The 14,319-nt window shown below is 72.5% G+C and carries 17 protein-coding genes and 1 riboswitch; of the genes, 3 read left to right on the top strand and 14 right to left on the bottom strand.

The annotated features are described in order from the left end of the window. Positions 1-1,072, bottom strand: a 1,072-nt coding sequence (locus FAF44_RS46435; protein WP_237109854.1) for a serine/threonine-protein kinase, incomplete at its 3' end; no start/stop codon positions are given. Between the two features lie 353 nt (positions 1,073-1,425). Between FAF44_RS46435 and FAF44_RS46440 the strand changes: the two genes are divergently transcribed. After that, a complete protein-coding gene (locus tag FAF44_RS46440; RefSeq protein WP_237109855.1) occupies positions 1,426-1,635 on the top strand; it encodes a helix-turn-helix transcriptional regulator in 210 nt (69 codons plus the stop codon). Between the two features lie 69 nt (positions 1,636-1,704). Here FAF44_RS46440 and FAF44_RS46445 read toward each other — a convergent pair whose 3' ends face one another. Continuing rightward, positions 1,705-2,745 (bottom strand): LLM class F420-dependent oxidoreductase, encoded by a 1,041-nt coding sequence (locus FAF44_RS46445; RefSeq protein ID WP_237109856.1) that lies wholly within the window; start codon positions 2,743-2,745, stop codon positions 1,705-1,707. 95 nt (positions 2,746-2,840) lie between these two features. Between FAF44_RS46445 and FAF44_RS46450 the strand changes: the two genes are divergently transcribed. Beyond that, positions 2,841-3,728, top strand: coding sequence for an endonuclease/exonuclease/phosphatase family protein (locus FAF44_RS46450; RefSeq protein ID WP_237109857.1), 888 nt, complete (start codon positions 2,841-2,843; stop codon positions 3,726-3,728). Here the strand turns inward: FAF44_RS46450 and FAF44_RS46455 are convergent. The 4 genes from FAF44_RS46455 to FAF44_RS46470 are packed head-to-tail and all read right to left on the bottom strand — an operon-like array spanning position 3,714 to position 7,341. Next, complete coding sequence (locus FAF44_RS46455) at positions 3,714-4,283, bottom strand: NTP transferase domain-containing protein (protein WP_237109858.1); 570 nt, start codon at positions 4,281-4,283, stop codon at positions 3,714-3,716. The genes FAF44_RS46450 and FAF44_RS46455 overlap by 15 nt on opposite strands. Then, positions 4,280-5,419, bottom strand: a complete 1,140-nt coding sequence (locus FAF44_RS46460; RefSeq protein ID WP_237109859.1) for an XdhC/CoxI family protein — start codon at positions 5,417-5,419, stop codon at positions 4,280-4,282. Before FAF44_RS46460 ends, FAF44_RS46455 begins: the two co-directional genes overlap by 4 nt. Then, positions 5,412-6,482 carry a VWA domain-containing protein gene (locus FAF44_RS46465; protein WP_237109860.1) on the bottom strand — a complete coding sequence of 357 codons (1,071 nt, stop codon included), beginning with the start codon at positions 6,480-6,482 and terminating at the stop codon, positions 5,412-5,414. The genes FAF44_RS46460 and FAF44_RS46465 overlap by 8 nt, the downstream gene beginning before the upstream one ends. Continuing rightward, a complete protein-coding gene (locus tag FAF44_RS46470) occupies positions 6,475-7,341 on the bottom strand; it encodes a MoxR family ATPase (RefSeq protein WP_237109870.1) in 867 nt (288 codons plus the stop codon). The genes FAF44_RS46465 and FAF44_RS46470 overlap by 8 nt, the downstream gene beginning before the upstream one ends. Before the next feature lie 225 nt (positions 7,342-7,566). On the opposite strand from FAF44_RS46470, the gene FAF44_RS46475 reads away from it, so the two are divergent. Further along, the gene (locus tag FAF44_RS46475; protein WP_237109861.1) at positions 7,567-7,815 is read left to right on the top strand and encodes a hypothetical protein; all 249 of its coding nucleotides are present in this window, start codon (positions 7,567-7,569) and stop codon (positions 7,813-7,815) included. On the opposite strand, the gene FAF44_RS46480 is transcribed toward FAF44_RS46475, so the two are convergent. The 8 genes from FAF44_RS46480 to rpe all read right to left on the bottom strand — a co-directional run bounded on the left by FAF44_RS46480 (position 7,812) and on the right by rpe (position 14,146). Then, on the bottom strand, positions 7,812-8,276 hold the full coding sequence (locus FAF44_RS46480; protein WP_237109862.1) for a PH domain-containing protein: 465 nt from the start codon (positions 8,274-8,276) through the stop codon (positions 7,812-7,814). The two genes, FAF44_RS46475 and FAF44_RS46480, sit on opposite strands and share 4 nt — an antisense overlap. 19 nt (positions 8,277-8,295) lie before the next feature. After that, on the bottom strand, positions 8,296-8,763 hold the full coding sequence (gene ribH / locus FAF44_RS46485; protein WP_237109863.1) for a 6,7-dimethyl-8-ribityllumazine synthase: 468 nt from the start codon (positions 8,761-8,763) through the stop codon (positions 8,296-8,298). Beyond that, a complete protein-coding gene (locus FAF44_RS46490; protein ID WP_237109864.1) occupies positions 8,760-9,977 on the bottom strand; it encodes a bifunctional 3,4-dihydroxy-2-butanone-4-phosphate synthase/GTP cyclohydrolase II in 1,218 nt (405 codons plus the stop codon). Before FAF44_RS46490 ends, ribH begins: the two co-directional genes overlap by 4 nt. Beyond that, complete coding sequence (locus FAF44_RS46495; protein WP_237109865.1) at positions 9,974-10,633, bottom strand: nicotinamide mononucleotide transporter family protein; 660 nt, start codon at positions 10,631-10,633, stop codon at positions 9,974-9,976. The genes FAF44_RS46490 and FAF44_RS46495 overlap by 4 nt, the downstream gene beginning before the upstream one ends. Then, positions 10,630-11,220 (bottom strand): riboflavin synthase, encoded by a 591-nt coding sequence (locus FAF44_RS46500; RefSeq protein WP_237109866.1) that lies wholly within the window; start codon positions 11,218-11,220, stop codon positions 10,630-10,632. Before FAF44_RS46500 ends, FAF44_RS46495 begins: the two co-directional genes overlap by 4 nt. Next, positions 11,220-12,320 carry a bifunctional diaminohydroxyphosphoribosylaminopyrimidine deaminase/5-amino-6-(5-phosphoribosylamino)uracil reductase RibD gene (gene ribD, locus FAF44_RS46505; protein ID WP_237109867.1) on the bottom strand — a complete coding sequence of 367 codons (1,101 nt, stop codon included), beginning with the start codon at positions 12,318-12,320 and terminating at the stop codon, positions 11,220-11,222. The genes FAF44_RS46500 and ribD overlap by 1 nt, the downstream gene beginning before the upstream one ends. Positions 12,321-12,430: 110 nt before the next feature. Further along, positions 12,431-12,561: riboswitch (FMN riboswitch) on the bottom strand. A gap of 77 nt (positions 12,562-12,638) precedes the next feature. Then, positions 12,639-13,448: an oxygenase MpaB family protein gene (locus tag FAF44_RS46510; RefSeq protein WP_237109868.1), complete on the bottom strand. Its 810-nt coding sequence runs from the start codon at positions 13,446-13,448 to the stop codon at positions 12,639-12,641. Positions 13,449-13,483: 35 nt separating this feature from the next. Further along, the gene (gene rpe / locus FAF44_RS46515; RefSeq protein WP_237109869.1) at positions 13,484-14,146 is read right to left on the bottom strand and encodes a ribulose-phosphate 3-epimerase; all 663 of its coding nucleotides are present in this window, start codon (positions 14,144-14,146) and stop codon (positions 13,484-13,486) included. Positions 14,147-14,319: the final 173 nt, after the last annotated feature.

The following is a 14,319-nucleotide window of genomic DNA, read 5'->3' on the forward strand; positions in this document are numbered from 1 at the left end:
GGGGCCGCTCCAGATCGCCCGCCTGGAAGATCGCGGTGTCACCGGCTCTGGGCGGCGGGGCGCCGGGCCCGCCCGGCGGGGCGTTGAAGATCTCCGTGGCCCCCGCCCCGACACCCACGAACCCGCCACCGCCCGGCACTACCCTCGAACCCGGACCACCCGGACCACCGGGGCCACCCGAACCGCCAGGACCACCCGAACCGCTTGGGCCACTCGGACCACCTGGACCGCCCGGGGCACCTGGACCGCCCGGGGCGCCGGCTCCGGCGGCGGCGGGCGGGAACAGGCCGGGGTCGCGCAGGGTCGCGCCTGTCACGTGCGGCACCGACTGGCCGGGCTTCGGCCGGGCGATGGCCGCCAGCGCCCGGCGCACACTCTCCCCGCTGGCGGGCCGCTGCCCCGGGTCCTCGGCGAGCATGGCCAGCACCAGCCGGTCCAGTTCGGGCGGCACCTCGCGCCTGATCGCGCTGGGCGCAGCCCCGTCGCCGGAGGGCGTGCGCCCGCACAGCAGCTCGTAGCAGACGCAGCCCAGCGCGTACACGTCTCCGGGGGCCTGCGCCGTCTCGCCGGCGCGTCGCTCGGGCGAGACGTACCGGCTCCCCTCGGGTGCCGGCGCCCGCTCGTCCATCCCGAACCCGACGACCTTGAGCACGCCGCTGCCGGCCTGGCGGAAGCTGTCGGGACCGACCCGTCCGTGCACGACCCCGGCCCGGTGCGCGGCGTCCAACCCGGCCGCCGCCTGCCCGATCAGGTCGCACACCTCGACGATCTTCAACGGCCCGCGCGCGGCCAGTTCCTCGCCGAGGCTGAGGCCGGTGAGGAACTCCATGACCAGGAACGGGGAGCCGCCGTGGTCTCCGACGTCGAGCACCATGGCCACGTTCGGGTGGATCACCCGGGCCACGGCCTGGGCGTGCTGCTTGAGCACCTCCCGCGTGGCGGCGCCGGCCGCTCTGGCGCCGAGCACCTTCACGGCCACGACCCAGTCGGCCCGCGTGTCGTAGCCCCGCCACACCTCGCCCATCGGCCCGCCGCCGATGCGCTCGTCAAGCCGGTACCGGTCAGCGACCAACGACGGTGTCTGCTCCGTCCCGTCGGACATATCCCCGCCAATTACTCGATATCAGGATGTCCGACCCACCATAGGCCCCTCACGCCGCCGGCCGCCCCACCTTCACCACGCCACCCGCCGCAGCCCGGCCTCGACATAACGACATTCGTTAACGCAGCGCGGGCCGGGGTCGCGATCGTGGGATCGGTCGTGTCGGCCGTGCCCGCAGCGGCGGGGGAGGCCATACTCTCCTCCATGCTGCTGACCGAGAGCCATCCGTCCCACCTGCCGCCGGGCGAGCCGATCGGCGCCGTCGCGCCGGAGCTCGCACGCCCGGGCCTGGCCCTGCTCGAAGAGGTCGAGGCCACGATCTGATGGCCGAACCGGTCATCAGGGTACGGCTCGACGAACTGCTCAAGGAGCGCGGCATGACGCTCACCGAGTTGTCGCGCCGGGTGGAGATCACCGTGGTCAACCTGTCGATCCTGAAGAACGGCCACGCCAGGGCCGTCCGCTTCTCCACCCTGGGCCGCCTGTGCCAGGCGCTGGGCTGCCAGCCGGGCGACCTGCTGTCCTACGAGTGAGCACGACGACCCCGCCGGCCGCGCGAGGAGCCGGCGGGGAGAGCGGCGCTTCCCCCGATCCGCGCGCCGCTATCCGGCGATCTCCTTGATCGTCTCGATCAGCCGCAGCCGCTCCTCGTGGGTCCGGCCGAGCGGCGTCACGTTCAGGGTCGTGACGCCCGACTCCTTCATCGCCAGCACCCGGTCGCGCACGAAGCCCTCCGTGCCGACCAGCGACATCTTCTCCAGCAGTTCGGCGGGGACGAGCGCGGCGGCCTCGTCCTTCTTGCCCTCCAGGTAGAGGTCCTGGATCTGCTCGGCCTCCTTCTCGTAGCCGTAGCGCCTGGCCAGGTCGTTGTAGAAGTTGCGGCCCTTGGCCCCCATGCCGCCGATGTACAGGGCCGCCATCGGCCGTCCGAACTCCAGCAGCCCCGCCACGTCGTCGCCGATCGCCAGGGTGGCCTGGGCGATCACGTCGAGCTCGCCGAGTTCGGGGTCGCGCTTCGCCTTGCCCGCGGCCAGCGCGGGGCCCCAGACGTCGGCGGCCTTCTCGGGGACGTAGAAGATCGGCTCCCAGCCCTCGGCCACCTCGGCGGTCAGCTCGACGTTCTTGGGGCCGATGGCGGCCACCACGACGGGGATGCGGGAGCGTACCGGCCGGTTGATGATCTTGAGGGGTTTGCCGAGGCCGGTGCCCTGGTCGGCGGGGAGCGGCACCGTGTAGTGCCGGCCCTCGTGCTGCAGGCGCTCGCGCCGCCAGACCTGGCGGCAGATCTCGATGACCTCCCTCGTACGCCCCAGCGGCGCGGTGTACGGCACCCCGTGGAAGCCCTCGATCACCTGCGGCCCCGAGGCCCCGATCCCGAGCGTGAAGCGCCCGTCGGAGACGTAGTCGAGCCCGGCGGCCGTCATCGCCATGAGCGTCGGCGTGCGCGAGTAGATCGGCAGGATGCCCGAGGCGATCTCGACCCGCTCGGTCTTGGCCGCGATGTAGCCCATCTGGCTGACCGCGTCGAACGTGTACGCCTCGGCGACGAACACGATGTCCAGCCCCGCCTTCTCGTAGTCGGCCAGCTCGGCCACCGACTCCTTGAAACCACCCGAGTACTTGAGTGCCATACCGATGCGCATTGCCGGGCTCCCCACCGAACCGAATGATGTTCTGTCGCGACGCGGACATGTTATCGCGCCGGTAGCGGGGGGCGGGAGCCGCTAGCCTGGTTCGAGTGCTGACTCGGGTGATCATCGTCATGTCGGTCGTGGTGGCCGTCGCCCTGGCGGGGCATGGACTGATCCCCGCGCTCGGCGGGTTCACCCCGGTCTTCGAGAGCGTCCTGCCCTGGATCGGGCTGGCCGTGCCGCTGCTGCTCGCGGCCGCCGCGATGGCACGTTCCACCACCGCGGTCGCCGCGGCGCTGGTGCCGGGGCTGGTGTGGGCGGTCATGTTCGGCTCCACACTCTTCCGCACGCCGCCCGGCGGGCCCAGCGACCTGGCCGTCGGCACCGTCAACGTGGGCGTGCGCAACAGCACCTCCGGCGAGGCCGTACGCGCGATCGCCAAGGACCTCGACGTGCTGGCCGCCCAGGAGCTGACCAAGGGCGGGCCCGCGGCCAAGCAGCTCAACAAGATGTTCAGGTACCACTACCCGGTCAGCACGGTCGGCCTGTGGAGCCGCTACCCGATCACCGAGACCCGGCCGCTCGACGTCGGGCTGGGCTGGCCGCGTGCCCTGCGCGCGGTCGTCACCACGCCCAAGGGCCAGGTGACCGTCTACGTCATGCACCTGGCCTCGGCCCGTCCCGGCCACACCACCTCGCGCGACGCCTCGCTGGCGCGGGCGCGCAAGCTCATCGACGCCGACTCCAGCAAGCGCATCCTGCTGCTCGGCGACCTCAACACCGCCACCACCGACCGCGGCATGAACGGCCTGACACCCCCGCTGACCGACGCCCAGAGCGCGGCCGGCGACGGGTTCGGGTTCACCTGGCCGGCCGAGTTCCCGATCACCCGGCCCGACCACATCCTGTTCAAGGGCATGACCGCGACCAAGGCGGGCGTGGCCCCGGCGACCGGCAGCGACCACCGGGCCGCGATCGCCTCACTCCGGCTGTAGGCGGGCCAGGTCCTCGGGCGTGTCGATGTCGGCGGGGTCGCCGTAGTCGTCGCACGGCACCTCGGTGACCAGTTCGGGATGCGCCTTCAGGTACGGCCGCGCCCCGACGTCGCCGGTGGCCAGCTCCGCCACCCCGGCGAAGTGCGCGCGGGTGATCAGCACGGGGTTCCTGCGCCGTCCCCCGTAGGTGGCGACCGCCAGGCCGGTGGCGCCCGAGCCGATCAGCGCGCGTACCGCGCCCGGCCCGATGAGCGGCTGGTCGATCAGCGCGACCACCACCGACCCGGCCTCCTCGGGCAGCGCGGCCAGCCCGACCCGCAGCGACGATCCCATGCCCGAGGCCCAGTCGGGGTTGCGCACGGTGACCGCGCCGCGCACCTGCACCGTGGCCGCGCCGAGCACGACCACGACCGGGTGGCAGCCGCCCTCCTCTAGCATCCGCACCCCGCGGTCCACCAGGCGCTCGCCCTCGAACTCGACCAGCGCCTTCGGCCTGCCCAGCCGGGCTCCCTCGCCCGCGGCGAGCAGCAGTCCAGCCACTTCGGCGGTTCTCATGTCGCCTCGCCGTCGATGCCGTGAGACAGCTCGTGTGAAAGCTCGTGCTGGATCTCGTGGTGGATGCGGCCGTCGGTCGTGGACAGCGGACGTCCGGAGCCGCCCCAGCGGAGCTGGATCAGCTCGGCGGCGATCGACACCGCCGTCTCCTCGGGCGTGCGCGCGCCCAGGTCGAGGCCGATCGGCGAGCGCAGCCGGGCCAGCTCGGCGTCGGTGAGCCCGGCCTCGCGCAGCCGGGCGAGACGGTCGTCGTGGGTGCGGCGCGAGCCCATGGCGCCGACGTAACCGGCCTCGGTGCGCAGCGCCACCTCCAGCAGCGGCACGTCGAACTTGGGGTCGTGGGTCAGCACACAGATCACCGTACGCTCGTCCACCTGGACGGAGGCCAGGTAGTCGTGCGGCCACTTGACCACGACCTCGTCGGCGTCGGGGAAACGTTTGGGGGTGGCGAAGACCGGGCGCGCGTCGCACACCGTGACGTGGTAGCCGAGGAACTTGCCCACCCTGGCCACCGCCGCGGCGAAGTCGATGGCCCCGAACACCAGCATCCGCGGCGGCGGCGCGAACGAGTGCACGAACACCGCCAGGTCGTCCAGCCGCCGCTCCCCCTGCTCGCCGTAGCGTCGCAGGCCGGTCAGCCCCTGGGCGAGCATGCCGCGGGCGTCGTCGTCCACGGCGGCGTCGAGGCGCTCCAGGCCGAGCGTGCCCCCGGCGCGGTCGGGCCAGATGACCCGCCGGGACCCGACCCGGCCGGGGCCGGAGACGACGGTGGCCACGGCGACCGGCTCGCGCGCCGCCACCGACGCCGCGATCTCACCCAGTTCGGGAAAGGTCTCCTTCGAGACGGGCTCGACCAGGATGTCGATGATGCCGCCGCAGGTCAGCCCGACGGCGAAGGCGTCGTCGTCGCTCACGCCGTACCGCTGCAGGACGGGGGTCTCGATCCCGGCGGCCAGCTCGAACACCGCGCCCTCGACGCATCCCCCGGAGACGCTGCCGACCACCTCGTCGCCGTGCACCGCCATCGCCGCACCCGGCGGCCTGGGCGCGCTGCTCCAGGTGCCGACGACCGTGGCCAGCCCGAAGCCGAGCCCCGACCGCCACCACTTCATGATCTCCGGCAGCACGTCACGCATGTGCGAGCCTTTCGCTGAGTTGCTCGAAGGCGGCCAGGCTGTGCCCGGCCACCAGGTCGTCGAGGTGCGGCAGGGCGGCGCGCATGCCGCCGGTGAGCGGCTGGTAGTCCTCGTAGCCCTTGTGTGGGTTGACCCAGATCACCCGGTACGCCTGCCTGGCCAGCCTGGCCATCTGCGTGCCCAGCAGTTCGGGGTCGCCGCGTTCCCACCCGTCGGAGGCGATCACCGTGATCGCGCCTCTCGCGCTGAAACGGGTGAGGAACTCCTTGAGTTCCGCGCCCAGGCGGGTGCCGCCGCTCCAGTCGGGGATGGCCTTGGAGACCTCGTCGAGCGCGGTGCCGGGGTCGCGGTGGCGGAGTTCGGCGGTGATCGGGGTGAGCCTGGTGCCGATCGAGTACACCCGGGTGGCCGCGGGCTCGCTCCTGACCAGCGCGTGGGCGAAGCGCAGCAGTGTCTCGGCGTACGGGGCCATGGAGCCGCTGACGTCCACGAGCAGCACCACCTTGCGTGGCCTGGTGGTGTGCCTGCGGCGGCGCAGCCCGGCCACCTCGCCCGTGCGCAGTGCGTCGCGGATGGTGCGGCGCCGGTCCAGCCCGCCCCGGTGGGCGCTCTCGAAGCGCCGTGAGCGGCGGCGCGCCCGGCCGCCCCTGAGCAGCGCCAGCATGCGGTGCACCTCGGCCCGCTCGGCCTCGGTGAGCCGGGCGACGTCGCGGTGCCGTAGCAGTTCGATCCGGCTCGCGGTGGCGGGGGCGGCCGTCCCTTCGTCGCCGTCGCCGTCGTCGTGGTGCTCGGCCAGGTGCCGGGTGACGCTCGTGGTGGCCGTGCGCGCGAGCGTGGCCCGCCGGCCGCCGAAGTACGCGGCGAAGCACCGGTCGTAGCGGGGCAGGTCGTCGGGGGTGGCGCAGAGCGTCAGCCGGCCGGCCCAGTACACCTCGCGGGAGTCGGCCACGTCGAGGTGGGCGAGCGCCAGGAGCAGGTTCTGCGTACGCTCGTGGTCGGCCGCGACGCCCGCCGCGCGCAGTGTCCTGGCGAACCCCGTCATGGTGGCCGCGAGCTCATCCATGGGACAGCAGCCCGTTGCCGATCACCGCCGTCACGTCCTCACGGTACTTCAGCGCCGCGCCCAGCGTGGCGGCGGCCAGATCGGGGTCGAGCTCCTTGGCTCCCAGCGTCAGCAGCGCCTCGGTCCAGTCGAGCGTCTCGGCCACGCCCGGCGGTTTGACCAGGCCGGCCTGCCGCAGCCGGGCGGCCGTCCCCGCCACCTGGGTGGCCAGCGTCTCGGTGCAGCCGGGCAGCCGGCGCCGCAGGATGGCCACCTCGCGGTCGAAGCCGGGGTGCTCCAGCCAGTGGTAGAGGCAGCGCCGCTTGAGCGCGTCGTGCACCTCGCGGGTCCTGTTGGAGGTCACCACGACCACCGGCGGCGTGGCGGCCCTGATCGTGCCCAGTTCGGGGATCGAGATCGTGAAGTCGGAGAGCACCTCCAGCAGGAACGCCTCGAACTCGTCGTCGGCGCGGTCGATCTCGTCCACCAGCAGCACGCTCGGCTGGGTCTCGATCGCCTTCAGCAGCGGCCTGGCGATCAGGAAGCGGCGGTCGTAGATCTCCCCCTCCAGCCGGTCCGCGTCGGTGATCCCGGCCGCCTCCGCGGCCTTGAGGTGCAGGAGCTGGCGGGCGAAGTCCCAGTCGTACAGGGCCTGGGCGGCGTCCAGGCCCTCGTAGCACTGCAGCCGGATGAGCGGCGCCCGCAGCAGCGCGGCGAGGGTCTTGGCCAGTTCCGTCTTGCCGACTCCCGCCTCCCCTTCGAGGAAGAGCGGCCGCCCCATCCGCAGCGCGAGGAAGGCGGCCGTGGCCAGCCCCTCGTCGGCCAGGTAGGCGTGCCGGTCGAGGAGCTCGATCAGCTTGGCGGGCGACTCGATGTCCATCGCCCTGATTGTCCGTCGCAGCACGCCTTCAGGCTACGACGACACCCGCCTCGGCGATATTCGCCCGAAGTGGTCGTCACGCGGTGATGACGCGTTGTAAGCTCCTGCTCACCGAACGAGAGGACGCCAAGGCATGCCCCCTCGCCTTGCACACGACCCGTCCGCCGTGCCGCCGGTCCACACCCGCACCGCCACCTCGGTGGCCGCCGCTCCCGGCGAGGACTGATGCGCATTCCCCCAGGAATGCCGGAGTCGTGGGACGACCACCACGTGGCCCCCGAGGTCCGGCACCAGCGCAAGATCACCGCCGCCCGCAGGGCGATCGACGTCGCCCTGCAGTCGCGCTTCCTGTGGATCAGTCACGACAAGCGGGAGGCCATCGCCACCTGCGACGACCTGGAGCTGCTGCAACACTGGCTGATCCGCATCCTCACGGTCGACACGGTGGAGGAGTTGTTCGCCGAACCGGGTTAGCCGGGAGGCCGCTGCTCGGCCGCCTCACCGCGCTGCCTGACCAGGGCCATCAGCTCGGCCGTGGCACGGCGGGCGCGAGCCTTCTCCGACCCCTGGATGCCCATGGCGCCCACCGCGCGCCCGTCGGACAGGTCGATCCGCGGCCACGGATCGCCTGCCACCATCGTGACGTCCAGCACCTCGGGCCAGGTGACCCGGTGGGTGCGGACGGCGTTGACGATCGTGACGCCCCGATCGTCCGCCTCCACCCGTACCCGGCCCAGCAGGTGCAGCACCCACGCCACCGCGCAGCCGAACGCCACGATCGCCACCCGGTCGGCCAGCTCGAACGGCTGCGCGATGAAGACGGCCATCACCACCGCCCCGAGCACGACCACGACGCCGAAGCCGTAGGCGACGACGCGGGCCCGGCGCGGACGCCAGGTGACGGGCAGCGAGGGCGGGGACGTGGGCTCTGACACGAGGGAAACCTACCGTAGGTCAGTCGAGGTTCTTCAGGAGGAGGGCGGTCTCGAGCGCGGCGATGGCCGACTCATACCCCTTGTCCTCCTTGCTTCCCGGCAGTCCCGAGCGGTCGAGCGCCTGGTCCAGGTTCTCGACGGTGAGCACGCCGTTGCCGATCGGCGTCTCCTCGTCCAGCGAGATCCTGGTCAGGCCCGACGTCACCGAGTCGCACACGTACTCGAAGTGGGCCGTCTCGCCGCGGATGACCGCGCCCAGCGCCACCACCGCGTCGCAGCGGCGGGCCAGCGCCTGGGCGACCACCGGGATCTCCAGCGAACCCGGCACCCGGACCACGGTCGCGCTGGCGCCGCTGTCGTCGCACGCCTGCAGCGCCCGGGACACGAGCTGATCGGTGATCTTGGCGTGCCAGCTCGCGGCCACCACGCCCACCGTCAGCCCCGCCGCGTCCGGCGCGGCGACGCCCGGCCGTCCCTGTCCACTCATGACGCCTCCGAGATGTCGTGGCCGAGGCGCTCGCGCTTGGCCTTGAGGTAACGCTCGTTGTGCGGGTTCATCGCCACGGGCATGGGCTCGCGGCCGATGACCTTGATGCCGTAGCCGTCCATGCCCTTGAGCTTGGCCGGGTTGTTGGTGAGCAACCGGATGGACCGGACGCCGAGATCGGCGAGGATCTGCCCCGCGTTGGAGAACTCCCGCGCGTCGACCGGCAGCCCCAGCTCGATGTTGGCGTCGACGGTGTCGCTGCCGTTGTCCTGCAGGCTGTACGCCCTGAGCTTGGCCAGCAGGCCGATCCCCCTGCCCTCGTGCCCGCGCAGGTAGACGACCACACCTCGGCCCTCCTGCGCGATGGCCGACATGGCGTGGTCGAGCTGCACCCCGCAGTCGCAGCGCAGCGAGCCGAACACGTCGCCGGTCAGGCACTCGGAGTGGGCCCTGACCAGGATGTTGTCCCCCTCGCTCAGGTCGCCGTAGACGAGCGCGACGTGCTCGCCGCCGTCGAGCGCGCTGGCGTAGCCGTAGGCCCGCCACATCCCGTACGCGTTCGGCAGCCGGGTCTCGGCGACCCTGGTGACCATGCTCTCGGCCCGCCGCCGGTGGTCGACGAGCTGCTCGATGGAGACCAGGGCCAGGTCGTGCTCGTCGGCGAAGCGGCGCAGCTCGGGCAGCCTGGCCATGGTGCCGTCGTCGTTGACCACCTCGGCCAGCGCCCCGGCCGCCGACAGCCCGGCCAGCCTGGCCAGGTCCACGGCCGCCTCGGTGTGGCCGCGCCGGGCCAGCACGCCGCCCTCGTGGTAGCGCAGCGGGAAGACGTGCCCGGGGCGGACCAGCTCGTTCGGCTCGGTGGCGGAGTCGGCGAGGGTGCGGATGGTCCTGGCGCGGTCGGCCGCGGAGATGCCCGTGGAGACGCCGTCGCGGGCGTCCACGGTGATCGTGTACGCCGTGCGCATGCGTTCCTTGTTGTGGAAGACCATGAGGGGCAGGCCGAGCCGGTCGAGCTCCTTGCCCTCCATGGCCACGCAGATCATGCCGCTGGTGTGCCTGATCGTGAACGTGCACACCTCCGGCGTGGCCTTGGCCGCGGCGAAGATGAGGTCGCCCTCGTTCTCGCGGTTCTCGTCGTCCACGACCACCACGGGCTTGCCGTTGCGGATGTCCTCGATGGCCCGCTCGATCGGGTCGAGTGTGATGTCGCTCATTGTGCCACCGCCACCTGCAGAGGGCCGGTGCGGTACTCCCGCAGCCACTTGACGAACCCGACGAGCACCAGCACGAAGAACACGCCGTACACGGCCCCGGAGACCACCAGGTTCGAGCTGAACGCCAGTGGCACCCCGACCAGGTCGACGGCCACCCACACGATCCAGAAGTCCACCAGCGCCCTGCCCTGCGCCCAGGTGGCGATCGCGCTGCCCACGAAGATGTAGGCGTCGGCGGCCACCAGGAACGCGCCCTTGGGCAGCGGCTCGTGCGCGCCCCACGACAGGCCCGTGGCGTAGAGCAGCAGCCCCACGACGACGGTGCCCAGCAGCATGACGGCGATCAGCGTCAGCCGCTCGCGCGGCCGGGCGGGCCGGACGGCGAGCTGCTTGCCGTTCTCGGTGCCGCGCCGCCAGGCCAGCCAGCCGTAGACGGCCAGGCCCGCGAACAGCACCTGCTTGAGCGCGTTGCCGGTGATGTGCGCGTTGATCGAGGCGATGAACAGCAGCACCGCCCCGCTGAACTGCACCGGCCAGGTCCACATCGACTTGCGCATGGCGAGCAGGACCGTGGCCAGGGCGGCGACGTTGCCGGCCAGGTCGGTCCAGAGCACGTGCGTGCCGAATACCTCAAATCCGGCATTGAGCCAGTTCACTGCCTGACCACCAGCCTCTCCACATATTTCGCGATGACGTCCACCTCGATGTTCACGACGTCGCCCACGGCGCGCTCGCCCATCGTGGTGAGCTTCAGCGTGGTCGGGATGAGGCTCACGCCGAAGCTTTCGTCGTCAACCGTCGTCACCGTCAGGCTGATTCCGTCGATGGCGATCGAGCCCTTCTCCGCGACGTAGCGGGCCAGCGGCTGCGGCAGCGAGAAGCGCAGGTCGTCCCAGCTCTCGCCGGGGTCGCGGGACAGCAGCACGGCGGTGCCGTCCACGTGGCCCTGCACGATGTGGCCGCCGAGGCGCTGGTCGGCGCGGACGGCCCGTTCCAGGTTCACCGGGGAGCCCTCGGTGAGGCGGCCCAGCGAACTGCGGTCGAGCGACTCCCTGATCACGTCAACGGTGAACACGTCGTCCTCGACCTCCACGACCGTGAGGCACACCCCGTTGACCGCGATCGAGTCGCCGTGCCCGGCGTCGGAGGTGACGACCGGGCCGCGTACCGACAGCAGGGCTCCGCCGCCCGCCTGCCGGACGGCCACCACGTCGCCCTTTTCCTCAATGATTCCGGTGAACATCACTGCTCCCTGCCTGGTTGGGTGACGGGCCGCGCAATAAGCCGCACATCCGGCCCGATGGGGGAAATTTCGTCAAATGTGAGGCGGTGGAGTTCGCCGATCGTCCCCACCCCGGCTGCGCCCAGCGCGGCCCGCCCGGAGCCCAGCAACGCCGGAGCCAGGTACGCCACCACCCGGTCGGCCAGCCCCTGCCGTACGAACGAGCCGGCCAGCGTCGGCCCGCCCTCCAGGAACACGCCGACCACCTCGCGCGCCGCCAGTTCCCGCAGCAGCGCGGCCAGGTCGAGCCCGGCGTCGCGGCGGGGCAGGCGCAGCAGGTCGGCCTTGAGCGGGGTGTCGGCGTCGTCGGCCACGGCGACGAGGGTGGGGGCCCGGTCGTCGAGCACGCGGGCGGACGGTGGCGTCCTGCCGTCGGGATCGACCACCACCCGCAGCGGCGAGCGCCCGCCGCCGGAGCCGGGCTCGGGGCGGGCGGTCAGGTGCGGGTCGTCGGCCAGGACGGTGCCGATCCCGGCGACGATCGCGTCGGACGCGGCCCGCAGCCGGTGCACGTCGGCCCTGGCCTCGGGCGAGGTGATCCACTTGCTGGTGCCGTCCTCGGCGGCCGAGCGCCCGTCGAGCGTGGCCGCGAACTTCCACGTCACGTGGGAGCGTCCGAGCCGGACGTACGTCAGCCACTCCTCGTTGACCCGCTCCGCGGCCCCGGTGAGCACCCCGGTCGTGACGCGCACGCCGTGCGCCCGCAGCCGCGCCGCCCCGCCGGCCGCCTTCGGGTTGGGATCGGTCACGGCGATCACCACCCGCGCCACGCCCGCCTCCAGCAGCGCCCGGCTGCACGGCCCGGTCCGCCCGGTGTGGTCGCAGGGCTCCAGCGTCACGTACGCGGTGCCGCCCCTGGCCCGCTCTCCCGCCTGCGCCAGCGCGGCGACCTCGGCGTGCGGCCCTCCGGCGTGGGCGTGGAAGCCTTCCCCTGCGGGCCGGCCGGCGGCGTCGAGCACGACGCAGCCCACGACGGGGTTGGGGCTGGTGCCGCCGTGTCCGCGCCCGGCCAGTTCGACGGCACGCGTCATGTGCGCGAGGTCCTGCGCGGGTGTGTCCAACCCCGGGTCTCCTACTCGCCAGTAGCTCAAAGCCACGGCGGGCCCCGGGGGAATTCGCCCTGGTGCGTCTCATGCACCACGGCAGGCGCCCGGCTGGGACACCGGACACCTCGCGCGCTACCTCCCATCCGGACTTTAACCGTCGGTCCCGGAATTTCACCGAGTCAACCGGCCGATGGCATCGGCCGGGTCGCGGACTGTCACCGCCGGTTCGGACTTTCACCGACCCCGGAGCACGCTAGCTCTCTTTCCCTACCAGTTTGCCATGCCCGGTACGAAGCACGCGACCGCCCCCACGAAAACAACCAAGCGCTCGGTTCAGGCGGCCATGATCCGGTGCGCGCGCCGCGCCGCCGGGCTGTACCGGACCTGCCCCGGGACCAGGCCGAGCCCGGTGTGCAGGGTACGCAGCGTGGCCGTGGCCCACAGGTCGCCGACCGGCGTGGCGGGCAGCCCGTACAGCCGCCTCGCCCAGCGCGGCAGCGTCGCGAACGCCAGCAGCGTCAGCGCGGGCATCGCCGGCTTGAGCGGCGTGAGCAGGAGCGGGAGCGGGGCGTTCAGCGACAGGCGCAGCGGATGGGCGGCCTCCGGCACGAACCGCAGCCCGGGGCGCTCGGACTCGATGTACGCACGCAACTCCGCGACCGAGCCCGGCACGTCCTGCGGCGCCAGCCCGACGACCTCGGCGGCCCGCCGCCACTCCGCCACGAACGTGTCCGCCTCGGCGTCGGACAGCCGTACGCCGGCGCGGCGGGCGACCGACAGGTAGGAGTCGACCTCGCCCACGTGCACCCAGCGCAGCGCGTCGGGATCGTCGAGACGGAAGGTCTCGCCGGTGTCGGGATCGTGCGCCGTCAGCCGGGCGTGGATCTTGCGCACCCGGCTACCGGCCCGCTCGACCTCGGCGCGGGTGCCGTAGGTGCGCACCCGGACGAACTCGGTGGTACGCGCGAACCGCGACCACGCCTCCCGCGAGTCCATCAGCGCGGAGTTCTGCAGCACGCCGCGCATCGCCCGTGGATGCAGCCCCTGCATCAGCAGCGCGCGGAAGCCGCCCACCAGCAGGATCGGCTCACCCATCACCCGCCACGTCACCGAGCGGGGCCCGAAGATCCCATGGTCGCTCATAAGTGATGAGTTACCCCGGCGGGCGGGGCTTCATGTCAGGAAATCGCGCGATCGGCCGCGGCCCGCAGCTTGTCGATCGCCGCCTCCGGGTCGGACGCCCCGTAGACGGCGCTGCCCGCCACGAACACATCGGCCCCCGCCTCGGCGCACCGCTCGATCGTGTCGGCGTCGACCCCGCCGTCGACCTGCAGCCAGATCCGCCCGCCGTGCCGCGCGATCAGGTCGCGGGCCCGGCGCACCTTCGGCAGCACGCCGTCCAGGAACCGCTGGCCCCCGAACCCCGGCTCGACGGTCATCAGCAGCAGCATGTCGAGCTCGGGAAGCAGGTCCTCGTACGGCTCGACGGCGGTGGCCGGGTTGAGCGCGAGGCCCGCCCGCGCGCCGAGCGAGCGGATCTCGCGCAGCGTGCGGATGGGCGCCCTGGCCGCCTCCGCGTGAATGGTCACGCTGCCCGCGCCCGCCTCCGCGTACTGCGGCGCCCACCGGTCGGGGTCGGCGATCATGAGGTGGCAGTCGAGCGGCGTGTCGGTCGCCTTGCGCAGCGCCTCGACCACGGGCAGCCCGAGGGTCAGGTTGGGCACGAAGTGGTAGTCCATCACATCGACGTGCAGCCAGTCGGCGTTCGGCACGGCGGCGGCCTCGTCGGCGAGCCTGGCGAAGTCGGCGGCAAGGATGCTGGGCGAGATCTGTACGGCCATGATGCGCCAAGTCTAGTGACTCGCCCGCCGCCCCCTCACCCACGCTCGCGGACGGCCGACGGTTGCCCCGCCCGGGACATCAGCCCGAGCCTGATGAACAGCACCGGCGCGCCCACCTGCACCCACAACATCAGCAGCGCGTAGGCCGCGTACGTCGCCACAGGGCTGTCCGG

Origin of the sequence: Nonomuraea sp. MG754425, from assembly GCF_021699195.1 — a bacterium.
In the GTDB taxonomy this organism is placed as follows: domain Bacteria; phylum Actinomycetota; class Actinomycetes; order Streptosporangiales; family Streptosporangiaceae; genus Nonomuraea.

Bases quoted from the DNA above. Each gene is read 5' to 3' on its own strand.
- FAF44_RS46440 (WP_237109855.1), top strand. From the start codon at position 1,426: ATGGCCGAACCGGTCATCAGGGTACGGCTCGACGAACTGCTCAAGGAG.
- FAF44_RS46445 (WP_237109856.1), bottom strand. From the start codon at position 2,745: ATGCGCATCGGTATGGCACTCAAGTACTCGGGTGGTTTCAAGGAGTCG.
- FAF44_RS46455 (WP_237109858.1), bottom strand. From the start codon at position 4,283: ATGAGAACCGCCGAAGTGGCTGGACTGCTGCTCGCCGCGGGCGAGGGA.
- FAF44_RS46460 (WP_237109859.1), bottom strand. From the start codon at position 5,419: ATGCGTGACGTGCTGCCGGAGATCATGAAGTGGTGGCGGTCGGGGCTC.
- FAF44_RS46465 (WP_237109860.1), bottom strand. From the start codon at position 6,482: ATGGATGAGCTCGCGGCCACCATGACGGGGTTCGCCAGGACACTGCGC.
- FAF44_RS46470 (WP_237109870.1), bottom strand. From the start codon at position 7,341: ATGGACATCGAGTCGCCCGCCAAGCTGATCGAGCTCCTCGACCGGCAC.
- FAF44_RS46475 (WP_237109861.1), top strand. From the start codon at position 7,567: ATGCGCATTCCCCCAGGAATGCCGGAGTCGTGGGACGACCACCACGTG.
- ribH (WP_237109863.1), bottom strand. From the start codon at position 8,763: ATGAGTGGACAGGGACGGCCGGGCGTCGCCGCGCCGGACGCGGCGGGG.
- FAF44_RS46490 (WP_237109864.1), bottom strand. From the start codon at position 9,977: ATGAGCGACATCACACTCGACCCGATCGAGCGGGCCATCGAGGACATC.
- FAF44_RS46500 (WP_237109866.1), bottom strand. From the start codon at position 11,220: ATGTTCACCGGAATCATTGAGGAAAAGGGCGACGTGGTGGCCGTCCGG.
- FAF44_RS46510 (WP_237109868.1), bottom strand. From the start codon at position 13,448: ATGAGCGACCATGGGATCTTCGGGCCCCGCTCGGTGACGTGGCGGGTG.
- rpe (WP_237109869.1), bottom strand. From the start codon at position 14,146: ATGGCCGTACAGATCTCGCCCAGCATCCTTGCCGCCGACTTCGCCAGG.